Annotated in this window: 9 protein-coding genes; 7 read left to right on the plus strand and 2 right to left on the minus strand. The window is 61.9% G+C overall.

The features are described from left to right. Positions 1-18 precede the first annotated feature (18 nt). A complete protein-coding gene (locus tag CAG02_RS28985; protein ID WP_085708588.1) occupies positions 19-1302 on the plus strand; it encodes an arsenic transporter in 1284 nt (427 codons plus the stop codon). Between the two features lie 119 nt (positions 1303-1421). Here the strand turns inward: CAG02_RS28985 and CAG02_RS28990 are convergent, their stop codons facing one another. After that, positions 1422-2372, minus strand: a complete 951-nt coding sequence (locus tag CAG02_RS28990; RefSeq protein ID WP_085708587.1) for a DUF1853 family protein — start codon at positions 2370-2372, stop codon at positions 1422-1424. Positions 2373-2485: 113 nt separating this feature from the next. Here CAG02_RS28990 and CAG02_RS28995 point away from each other — a divergent pair, with 113 nt between their 5' ends. Genes CAG02_RS28995 through pepN form a run of 6 tightly spaced genes read left to right on the plus strand, consistent with a single transcriptional unit; the run spans position 2486 to position 8998 of the window. Continuing rightward, positions 2486-3376 carry an NAD(+) kinase gene (locus CAG02_RS28995; RefSeq protein ID WP_011333623.1) on the plus strand — a complete coding sequence of 297 codons (891 nt, stop codon included), beginning with the start codon at positions 2486-2488 and terminating at the stop codon, positions 3374-3376. Beyond that, the gene (locus CAG02_RS29000; RefSeq protein ID WP_371856526.1) at positions 3373-4347 is read left to right on the plus strand and encodes a metallophosphoesterase; all 975 of its coding nucleotides are present in this window, start codon (positions 3373-3375) and stop codon (positions 4345-4347) included. Before CAG02_RS28995 ends, CAG02_RS29000 begins: the two co-directional genes overlap by 4 nt. Beyond that, positions 4344-5213 (plus strand): rhomboid family intramembrane serine protease, encoded by an 870-nt coding sequence (locus CAG02_RS29005; protein WP_085708585.1) that lies wholly within the window; start codon positions 4344-4346, stop codon positions 5211-5213. The genes CAG02_RS29000 and CAG02_RS29005 overlap by 4 nt, the downstream gene beginning before the upstream one ends. A gap of 29 nt (positions 5214-5242) precedes the next feature. Then, positions 5243-5503, plus strand: a complete 261-nt coding sequence (locus tag CAG02_RS29010; protein WP_085698878.1) for a YeaC family protein — start codon at positions 5243-5245, stop codon at positions 5501-5503. Next, a complete protein-coding gene (locus CAG02_RS29015; protein WP_085708584.1) occupies positions 5500-6330 on the plus strand; it encodes a DUF2797 domain-containing protein in 831 nt (276 codons plus the stop codon). Before CAG02_RS29010 ends, CAG02_RS29015 begins: the two co-directional genes overlap by 4 nt. Positions 6331-6340: 10 nt before the next feature. Next, positions 6341-8998 (plus strand): aminopeptidase N, encoded by a 2658-nt coding sequence (pepN, locus tag CAG02_RS29020; protein WP_085708583.1) that lies wholly within the window; start codon positions 6341-6343, stop codon positions 8996-8998. Between the two features lie 62 nt (positions 8999-9060). Here the strand turns inward: pepN and katG are convergent, their stop codons facing one another. Next, positions 9061-11334, minus strand: coding sequence for a catalase/peroxidase HPI (gene katG / locus CAG02_RS29025; protein ID WP_085708582.1), 2274 nt, complete (start codon positions 11332-11334; stop codon positions 9061-9063). Positions 11335-11633: the final 299 nt, after the last annotated feature.

Raw genomic sequence — 11633 nt, forward strand, 5'->3', positions numbered from 1 at the left:
TATTGAAGGCTGTCGCGAATGCTCGCTGCGTCACTGATTTTCCTGCTGACCATTACCCTGGTGATCTGGCAACCCAAAGGCCTCGGGGTCGGCTGGAGTGCAACGCTCGGCGCCATCGTCGCGCTGATTTTTGGCGTGGTGCACCTGAGTGATATTCCGCTGGTGTGGCAGATCATCTGGAACGCCACCGGCACTTTTGTGGCGCTGATCATCATCAGCCTGTTGCTCGACGAGGCGGGCTTCTTTGCCTGGGCTGCGTTGCACGTGGCGCGATGGGGGCGGGGCAGCGGGCGCAAGCTGTTCGCCTTCATGGTGTTGCTCGGTGCGCTGGTGTCGGCGTTGTTCGCCAATGACGGCGCGGCGCTGATCCTCACGCCCATCGTGATTTCCATGCTGCTGGCGCTGCGTTTTTCGCCGGCGGCGACTCTGGCGTTCGTCATGGGCGCGGGGTTTATCGCCGATACCGCGAGCCTGCCGCTGGTGGTGTCGAACCTGGTCAACATCGTCTCGGCAGACTTTTTCCACATCGGCTTCAATCGTTATGCGGCGGTGATGGTGCCGGTCAACTTTGTCAGCGTTGCGGCCACGCTGGTGGTGTTGCTGTGGTTCTTCCGCCGCGACATTCCAAAAGACTACGACCCTGAACAGCTTGAGCACCCGGAGACGGCGATCCACGACAAGGCCACGTTCTACGCCGGTTGGGCGGTGTTGGTGATCCTGCTGGTGGGCTGTTTTGCCCTGGAGCCGCTGGGCATTCCGATCAGCGCCATCTCGGCCGTGTGCGCGGCGTTGTTGCTGGGTATCGCTGCTCGCGGGCACAAGATTTCCACGCGCAAAGTGATGAAAGAGGCGCCGTGGCAGATCGTGATTTTCTCCTTGGGCATGTATCTGGTGGTCTACGGGCTGCGTAATGCCGGGCTCACGGATCATCTGGCCGGCTGGCTGGATGCCTTTGCCGGGTATGGCGTGTGGGGCGCGGCCATGGGCACTGGCGTGCTGACCGCGTTGTTGTCGTCGATCATGAACAATCTGCCGACGGTGCTGATCGGTTTGCTGTCGATCGATGCCAGTCAGGCGACCGGTGTCGTGAAAGAGGCGATGATCTACGCCAACGTGATCGGCAGCGACCTTGGGCCGAAGATCACCCCGATCGGCAGTCTGGCGACTCTGCTCTGGCTGCATGTGCTGGAGCGCAAGGACATCCGGATCGGCTGGGGTTATTACTTCAAGGTCGGGATTGTGCTGACGGTGCCGGTTCTTTTGGTTACGTTGGCGGCACTCGCCGTGAGACTTTCCATTTAGACCGAGTCGGCCCCTTCGCGAGCAAGTCGAATCGTCGCACCGCCGCTCCCACATTTGAAATGCATTCCACTGTGGGTGCGAGCTTGCTCGCGAAGGGGGCAGATCAGGCGGCACAGAAATCAGGATTGGCCGGGCACGTTCGGCCACAGATCCGAAACCAGAAACAGCCGCTCGGCTTCTTCCCATTCGCCCCGGGCATTTTCGGTCAGGCGCACCATCAACTGCGCCGGGGCCAGCGGTTCGAGCTCATCGAGCCAGGCCCGCAACTGCTCGCGGCTCCAGGCCTGATCCGCCGGGTAATGCGCCGGCGCCAGCCACGCATGGCGGGGCAGGGGTTGCCAGCGTCCGGCCGGGCGCTGGGCGATAAATGCCGGCCAGTCCTTTTGATGCAACCAACTGCCGCGCAAATGCTGCGGATGGGCGCCGCTCGGCGGTTCGGACTGTCCGGGCCATGGATACAGCAGATAACCGCCCAGCCACAACTGCGCACTGAATGACTCGATATCCAGCGCCGCCAAGGCCTCGCGGCTTTCCGGGCGGGCGGAGATCGGCAGTTGATGTTCGCTTAAATGCGCCAGTTTGCGATCCAGTCGATCATGACAACCCGGCCCGAGCCACTTTGCCGGATCGCGGCCGTCACCGTTCTGCGGGCCGAGGTAGAGCTTGATTGCCAGTTCCAGGTGATGCACGCCGTCACGGTCGCGCAGCAGCATGTCGAGTTCGCCGAGGGTGTGGCCTTCGCGGCGGATCGGCAGGTTGGCGGCGATCAGTTCGATCCCCGGCGCATGCTCCACGGCAAACTGCCACAGCCGTTCGTAATACAGGCCCAGACGCCGGGTGCGAGCCTGGGACAGCCATTGCAGCAGGCCGTAACTGTCACGGTCGAGCCGGTGCAGCCAGTGCGCCAGCCGCTCGGGGTCGTGCACCCAGTCGCTGCCCGCCAGCGGATGACGTTGCGGCCACGGCGTGGCGGCGAGCATCGGCGGGGCGAGGATCACCCACGCCAGATCGCGCACTTCCGGGTGGCGCAACTGATGGGGCAACTGGAGCAAATCGGGAAATAGGATCATCTTGCGAGCATAGCCTTAAACGCAGGCGCACTCTCGGGCTGAAAGGGTTTTGTCTATCCGGCGCTTTCGCCCATAATCGTCGTTTTCGCCGTCGCAGCCCCAGCAGGAGTCCCATGGAGCAATTTCGTAATATCGGCATCATCGGTCGCCTGGGCAGTTCCCAGGTGCTGGATACCGTCCGCCGACTGAAACGCTTTCTGCTCGATCGTCACCTGCATGTGATCCTCGAAGACACTATCGCCGAAGTCCTGCCCGGCCATGGCCTGCAAACCTCGTCGCGCAAGATGCTCGGCGAAGTCTGCGACATGGTCATCGTCGTCGGCGGTGACGGCAGCCTGCTCGGTGCGGCCCGGGCGCTGGCCAAGCACAACATTCCGGTGCTCGGGATCAACCGTGGCAGCCTCGGATTTCTCACCGACATCCGCCCGGACGAGCTGGAAATCAAGGTCGCCGAAGTACTCGACGGCCACTATCTGGTGGAAAACCGCTTCCTGCTGCAGGCCGAAGTCCGCCGCCACGCCGAGGCCATCGGCCAGGGCGATGCGCTGAACGACGTGGTGCTGCACCCGGGCAAATCGACGCGGATGATCGAGTTCGAGCTGTACATCGACGGCCAGTTCGTCTGCAGCCAGAAGGCCGACGGCCTGATCGTCGCCACGCCGACCGGCTCCACGGCGTACGCATTGTCCGCCGGCGGCCCGATCATGCATCCCAAGCTCGACGCTATTGTGATTGTGCCGATGTACCCCCATACCTTGTCGGGCAGACCGATCGTGGTCGATGGCAACAGTGAGCTGAAAATCGTCGTGTCCAAAGATATGCAGATCTACCCGCAGGTCTCCTGCGACGGGCAGAACCACTTCACCTGCGCGCCGGGCGACACCATCACCGTCAGCAAGAAAGCGCAGAAACTGCGGTTGATCCATCCACTCGACCACAACTACTACGAGGTCTGCCGCACCAAACTCGGCTGGGGCAGCAAGCTGGGCGGTGGAGGCGACTGATGCTCGATCCCGCGCGCAGTTATGACCTGATCGGTGACGTGCACGGATGCGCCCTGACCCTGGAACACCTGCTGGACCGCCTCGGTTACCACAAGCAGGGCGGAGTCTGGCGGCATCCTTCGCGCATGGCCGTGTTCGTCGGCGACATCATCGACCGTGGCCCGCGGATTCGCGAGGCGCTGCACATCGTCCACGACATGGTCGAGGCCGGCCAGGCCTTGTGCATCATGGGCAACCACGAATTCAACGCACTGGGCTGGAGCACACCGGCGCCACCTGGCAGCGGCAAGCAGTTCGTGCGCGAACACACGCCGCGTCATGCCCGTTTGCTGCATGAAACCCTGACCCAGTTCGAAGACCATCCCGGTGACTGGCACGACTTCCAGCGCTGGTTCTATGAGCTGCCGCTGTTTGTCGACGCCGGACGCTTCCGGGTGGTGCATGCCTGCTGGGATGCCGGTCTGATCGAGCCGCTGCGCGCGCTGTTCCCCGATGGCTGCATCGATGAGCACTTCCTTCAGGCTTCCGCCGTACCGGGCAGCTTTGCCTGCACGGTGTTCGATCGCCTGCTGCGCGGCACCGACATGCGCCTGCCGGATGGTCTGACCATGACCAGCGGCGACGGTCTGGTGCGTTCGTTCTTCCGCACCAAATTCTGGGAAGACGATCCGCAGACCTACGGCGACATCGTGTTCCAGCCCGACGCCTTGCCGGAGCCGGTGGCGCAGAAGCCGCTGACCTCCAGCGAAAAGAATTCCCTGCTGCGTTACGGCGTCGATGAACCGTTGCTGTTCGTCGGCCATTACTGGCGCAGCGGCAAACCGGCGCCGATCCGCCCGAACCTCGCGTGCCTGGATTACAGCGCCGTGCTCTACGGCAAACTGGTGGCTTATCGTCTGGATCAGGAAACTCGCCTGGATCCGCATAAATTTGTCTGGGTCGATGTCGAGCGGCCGGAGGTGCTGCGATGAGCGCGGTAGCGGTATTGCGTCTGCCACTGGCGGCGGACCTGAGCGGTTTCGTCAAACTGCTGCAACGCATGCAGGTGCCACATCGCGTCAGTGAAGAATCGGGCGAGCAGGTGTTGTGGGTGCCGGCGGAAATCAGCGAAGACGTGCGTTCGCTGTATGAGCGCTTCCCGGCAGGTGACCCGGATCAGCAACTGGACATTCCGGTGGCGCCGACTTTCAAGCGTCCGAGCTTCGCCGAGCAACTGAAACACGCCAAGGCCACCGGGTTCATCCTGTTGCTGAGCCTGCTGGTCGGCGGCCTGACGTATCTGGGCGATAACCTCGACACGATGCGCTGGCTGACCTTCCTCGATTTTCGCGTGGTCGGCGACTACATCCACTTCACCTCACTGGCCGACAGCCTGGCGGCGGGGCAGTGGTGGCGTCTGTTCACGCCGATGCTGATCCACTTCGGCATCCTCCACCTGGCCATGAACGGCATGTGGTACTGGGAATTGGGGCGGCGCATCGAGTCGCGCCAGGGCAGTATCAACCTGATCGGCCTGACGTTGCTGTTCAGCCTGGTGTCCAACTACGCACAGTTTGCCTGGAGCGGCCCGAGCCTGTTTGGCGGTCTGTCCGGCGTGCTTTACGGGCTGCTCGGCCACTGCTGGATCTTCCAGCTCCTGGCGCCGAACCCGGCCTATCGCCTGCCGCGCGGCGTGCTGGTGATGATGCTGGTGTGGTTGCTGGTGTGCATGTCGGGGCTGATCTCGATGATCGGCTTCGGCCAGATCGCCAATGCCGCCCACGTCGGCGGGTTACTCATCGGATGCTTCACCGGTTTGTTGGGCGGTTTGTACAACCGCCGTAAACTGGCCGCCTGAATTTTTGAATAAAGAGCACGGAGACCCTGATGTCCTCTTTTAACGACCTGATCAAGAACATCACCCCGGATATCTACCAGAGCCTGAAACTGGCCGTGGAGATCGGCAAATGGTCCGACGGTGGCAAGCTTACCGCCGAACAGCGCGAGCTGTCGCTGCAGGCGATGATCGCCTGGGAAATCCAGAACCTGCCCGAAGAAGAACGCACTGGTTACATGGGCCCGCAGGAGTGTGCGTCGAAGTCGATCGAAGTGCCGAACATCCTGTTCAAATCGGACGCCATCCATTGATCGAGATTGGCCGCGGTGCAATCAGCAAAATGTCGGCGCGCCTGGACGGGCCGAACGTGCAATACGCGTTTCGTCTGGATGACGTCGAGGTGCCGGTCAACCCGTTGATCGGCACCACGGTGCGTCTGGAATACCTGGGGGCGATTCACTGCACCCATTGCGGGCGCAAGACCAAGACCAGCTTCAGTCAGGGTTACTGCTACCCGTGCATGACCAAGCTGGCCCAGTGTGACGTGTGCATCATGAGCCCGGAGCGCTGCCACTTCGACGCCGGCACCTGCCGGGAACCGGAGTGGGGCGAGAAGTTCTGCATGACCGACCACGTCGTCTACCTGGCCAATTCGTCGGGGATCAAGGTCGGCATCACTCGCGCCACCCAGCTGCCGACCCGCTGGCTCGATCAGGGCGCCAGTCAGGCGCTGCCGATCATGCGCGTCGCCACGCGCCAGCAGTCCGGTTTCGTCGAAGACCTGTTTCGCAGTCAGGTGGCGGACAAGACCAACTGGCGCGCACTGCTCAAAGGCGATGCGGCGGCGGTGGATCTTGCCGAGGTGCGCGATCAGTTGTTCGCCAGCTGCGCCGAAGGTTTGCAGGGCTTGCAGGAACGTTTCGGTCTGCAGGCGATTCAGCCGGTCACCGACGTCGAGCCGCTGGAAATCCGTTACCCGGTCGAGCAGTACCCGGCCAAGATCGTCAGCTTCAACCTGGACAAGAACCCGATTGCCGAAGGCACGCTGCTGGGGATCAAGGGTCAGTACCTGATCTTCGACACCGGCGTGATCAACATTCGCAAGTACACGGCCTATCAGCTCGCCGTGCATCAATAAGGACTTCAGCATGCGCACCGAACAACCGAAGATGATTTACCTGAAGGACTATCAGGCGCCCGAGTACCTGATCGATGAAACACACCTGACCTTCGAGTTGTTCGAGGACCACAGTCTGGTCCACGCGCAACTGGTGATGCGCCGCAATCCGGCCCGTGGCCCGGGCCTGCCGCCGCTGGTGCTCGATGGCCAGCAGCTGGAATTGCTCTCGGTAACCCTGGCCGACCAGGAACTGAGCGCCGCCGACTACCAGTTGACCGAGAATCACCTGACCCTGCAGCCGAAGAGCGAAACCTTCACGGTCGACACCAGCGTCAAAATCCACCCGGAAACCAACACCGCGCTGGAAGGCCTGTACAAGTCCGGCACGATGTTCTGCACCCAGTGCGAGGCCGAAGGTTTCCGCAAGATCACTTATTACCTCGACCGCCCGGACGTGATGAGCAAGTTCACCACCACGGTGGTCGCCGAGCAGCACAGCTATCCGGTGCTGCTGTCCAACGGCAACCCGATCGCCAGCGGCCCCGGCGAAGACGGCCGGCACTGGGCGACCTGGGAAGACCCGTTCATGAAACCGGCGTACCTGTTCGCGCTGGTGGCCGGTGACTTGTGGTGCGTTGAAGACTCTTTCACCACCATGACCAACCGCAACGTGGCGCTGCGCATTTATGTCGAGCCGGAAAACATCGACAAGTGCCAGCACGCCATGAACAGCCTGAAGAAGTCCATGCGCTGGGACGAAGAGGTCTACGGTCGCGAGTACGATCTGGATATCTTCATGATCGTCGCCGTGAACGACTTCAACATGGGCGCCATGGAGAACAAGGGCCTCAACATCTTCAACTCCAGCGCCGTGCTGGCCCGCGCCGAAACCGCCACCGACGCCGCGCACCAGCGGGTCGAGGCCATCGTCGCCCACGAATACTTCCACAACTGGTCGGGCAACCGCGTGACCTGCCGCGACTGGTTCCAGCTGTCGCTGAAGGAAGGCTTCACCGTATTCCGTGATGCCGGTTTCTCGTCCGACATGAACTCGGCCACGGTCAAGCGCATTCAGGACGTGGCGTACCTGCGTACCCACCAGTTCGCCGAAGATGCAGGTCCCATGGCCCACGCCGTGCGCCCGGACAGCTTCATCGAGATTTCCAACTTCTACACCCTGACCGTGTACGAAAAGGGCTCGGAAGTGGTCGGCATGATCCACACCCTGCTGGGTGCCGAGGGCTTCCGCAAGGGCAGCGATCTGTACTTTGAACGTCATGACGGCCAGGCCGTGACCTGTGACGATTTCATCAAGGCCATGGAAGATGCCAACGGCGTCGATCTGACTCAGTTCAAGCGCTGGTACAGCCAGGCCGGTACGCCGCGACTGGCGGTGAGCGAGTCTTACGACGCCGCCGCGAAAACCTACAGCCTGACCTTCCGCCAGAGCTGCCCGGAAACCCCGGACAAGGTTGAAAAGCTGCCGTTCGTGATCCCGGTGGAATTGGGCCTGCTCGACAGCCAAGGCAACGAGATTGCCCTGCGTCTGGCCGGCGACGCTTCGGCCCAAGGCACTACCCGAGTGATCTCGGTGACCGAAGCCGAACAGACCTTCACCTTCGTCGACATCGCCGAACGGCCGCTGCCGTCCTTGCTGCGTGGTTTCTCGGCGCCGGTGAAACTGAGCTTCCCGTACAACCGCGATCAACTAATGTTCCTGATGCAGCACGACACTGACGGTTTCAACCGCTGGGATGCCGGCCAGCAACTGTCGGTACAGGTGTTGCAGGAACTGATCGGTCAGCAGCAGAAGGGCGAAAGCCTGGTGCTCGACCCACGTCTGATTTCCGCGCTGCGCACTGTGCTGGCTGACCAGACGCTGGATCAGGCGATGGTCGCGGAAATGCTCTCGCTGCCGAGCGAAGCCTACCTGACCGAAATCAGCGAAACCGCCGACGTGGATGCGATCCACACCGCCCGCGAATTTGCCCGTCAGCAACTGGCGGACAACCTGTTCGAGGCCCTGTGGCAGCGTTATCAGGCCAACCGCGAACTGTCGAAAAAGACCCCGTACGTGGCCGAAGCCGAGCATTTCGCCCGTCGCGCGTTGCAGAACATTGCGCTGTCGTATCTGATGCTCAGCGGCAAGCCTGAAGTGCTGGCGGCAACGCTGGAGCAGTTCGACAGTTGCGACAACATGACCGAGCGCCTGACCGCGCTGGCGGTGCTGGTCAACTCGCCGTTCGACGCCGAGAAGGCCAAGGCCCTGGCCAGTTTCGCCGAACACTTCAAGGACAATCCGCTGGTCATGGATCAGTGGTTCAGCGTGCAGGCCGGCAGCACCTTGCCGGGCGGTCTGGCGCGGGTCAAAGCCCTGATGCAGCACCCGGCGTTCAACATCAAGAACCCGAACAAGGTGCGTGCACTGGTCGGTGCGTTCGCAGGGCAGAACCTGATCAACTTCCACGCGGCGGACGGTTCGGGTTATCGCTTCCTCGCGGATCTGGTGATCGAGCTGAACGGCTTCAACCCGCAGATCGCTTCGCGTCAATTGGCGCCGCTGACTCGCTGGCGTAAATACGACAGCGCTCGTCAGGCGTTGATGAAGGCGGAGCTGGAGCGGATCCTCGCGTCCGGTCAGCTGTCCAGTGATGTGTATGAAGTGGTCAGCAAAAGCCTTGCCTGAAGCTGTTTCAGCGCAATAAAAAACGCCGCTCGATGAGCGGCGTTTTTATGGGTGGGTGAAAACTATTTGCGCAAATCAAACCGGTCCAGATCCATCACCTTCGCCCACGCAGCAACGAAGTCGTTGACGAACTGCTCCTTGGCATCGGAACTGGCATACACCTCCGCCAGCGCCCGCAGTATCGCGTTGGAACCGAACACCAGATCGACGCGCGTTCCTGTCCATTTCACATTGCCGGTCTTGCGGTCGCGGCCTTCGAACTCGTCCGCTGCCTTGGACGTCGGTTTCCATTCCACGCCCATGTCCAGCAGGTTGCGGAAGAAGTCGTTGGTCAGGGCGCCGGGCTTGTCGGTAAATACGCCGTGCTTCGTTTTGCCGACGTTAGTGTCCAGCACGCGCAGACCGCCGACCAGCACAGTGAGTTCTGGCGCCGAGAGCGTCAGCAGTTGCGCCTTGTCGATCAGCAACGCTTCGGCCGGCACGCGATAGGTGCTGGCGGCGTAGTTGCGGAAGCCGTCGGTGTGCGGTTCAAGGAAGCCGAACGATTCGACGTCGGTCTGCTCCTGAGTCGCATCGGTACGGCCGGGAGAGAAGGGCACGGTGACCGAATGGCCGGCGTTTTTAGCCGCCTGTTCGACCCCGGCATTGCCGGCCAGCACGATCAGGTCCGCCAGCGAGACTTTCTTGCCCGACGCCCCGGCGTTGAACTCGCTCTGAATGCTTTCGAGGGCTTTGAGCACCTTGTCCAGTTGTTCCGGCTGGTTGGCCTGCCAGAACCGTTGCGGTGCCAGACGCAGACGTCCGCCGTTGGCGCCGCCGCGTTTGTCCGAGCCCCGGAAGGTCGAAGCAGCAGCCCAGGCGGTGGAGACCAGTTCCGATACGGATAGCCCCGACGCCAGTACTTTGCCTTTCAGTGCGGTGACATCGGCGTCGCCTATCAGCGGGTGATTGGCTTCTGGAATCGGGTCTTGCCACAGCAGTTCTTCCTGCGGCATTTCCGGGCCGAGATAGCGTGACAGCGGGCCCATGTCGCGGTGGATCAGCTTGTACCAGGCCCGGGCGAAGGCGTCGGCCAGTTGATCGGGATTGGCCAGGAAGCGCCGCGAAATCTTCTCGTAGGCCGGGTCGAAACGCAGGGCCAGGTCAGAGGTGAGCATCGTCGGGTCGATGCGTTTGTTCGGGTCGTGAGCATGGGGAATGGTGCCGGCCCCGGCGCCGTTTTTCGGTTTCCACTGGTGGGCACCGGCCGGGCTCTTGGTCAGTTCCCACTCGAAGCCGAACAGGTTTTCCAGATAGTTGTTGCTCCACCGGGTCGGGGTGGTGGTCCAGGTCACTTCCAGGCCGCTGGTGATGGTGTCCGCACCTTTGCCGCTGCCGAAGCTGTTTTTCCAGCCCAGGCCCTGAAGCTCGAGGCCGGCGGCTTCCGGTTCCGGACCAACGTTATCGGCCGGGCCGGCACCGTGGGTCTTGCCGAAGGCGTGGCCGCCGGCGATCAGGGCAACGGTTTCTTCGTCGTTCATGGCCATGCGGCCGAAGGTTTCGCGAATGTCCCGGGCCGAGGCCACCGGGTCGGGATTGCCCTCGGGGCCTTCCGGGTTCACGTAAATCAGGCCCATCTGCACGGCGGCGAGCGGGTTTTCCAGATTGCGCTCGCCCTGGTTGGTGCGGCTCTGTTCATGGCCGTGCTCGGCAGGTTCGGCGACCAGGGTGCCGTCGCCCGGTTCCTGCATGGCTTCGGGGTGTTTGCCGTAGCGGGTGTCACCGCCCAGCCAAGTGTTTTCCGACCCCCAGTACACATCTTCATCCGGCTCCCACACATCGGGACGTCCGCCGGAGAATCCGAAAGTCTTGAAGCCCATGGATTCCAGCGCGACGTTGCCGGTGAGGACGATCAGGTCGGCCCAGGAAATGTTGCGGCCATATTTCTGTTTGATCGGCCACAGCAGGCGGCGGGCCTTGTCGAGGCTGACGTTGTCCGGCCAGCTGTTGAGCGGGGCGAAGCGTTGCTGGCCGGAGCCGGCGCCGCCACGGCCGTCAGCGGTGCGATAGGTGCCGGCGCTGTGCCAGGCCATGCGGATGAAGAGCGGGCCGTAGTGGCCGAAGTCGGCGGGCCACCAGTCCTGGGAGTCAGTCATCAGCGCCGTCAGATCGCGTTTCAGGGCCTGGAAGTCCAGGCTTTTGAAAGCCTTGGTGTAGTCGAAGTCCTTGCCCAGCGGATCGGAGGCGGGCGAGTGCTGACTCAGGATTTTCAGGTTCAGTTGATTCGGCCACCAATCGCGGTTCGTCGTGCCACCGCCGGCGGCGTGATTGAACGGGCATTTCGATTCATTTGCCATGTTCGGGTCCTTATCAGGTCTTCTGCGGCCGGCTCGTGCCGACTTCGGATTAGTAAGGCTAGACCCGACTGGGCAGGTCAGCTAATAGGCCGACTATTGGTGGCTGATAGGCAAAGTCTTTTACCGCTGTCTGTTCAGGATTTTTTCGAAGAAACGCAGGACGTGCTTGCGCAAGCGGCGATACCGCGTGCTGAAAGACGCGTCCTTGAGCGGTTGTTGTAAACATCGGGCAAGAATCATGATGGCCATTGGAAATGTTATTGTATAACATAAAAATGATTTCATCTGATCGATGTCAC

The organism is Pseudomonas sp. R43(2017) (assembly GCF_002112345.1).
GTDB lineage: Bacteria > Pseudomonadota > Gammaproteobacteria > Pseudomonadales > Pseudomonadaceae > Aquipseudomonas > Aquipseudomonas kribbensis.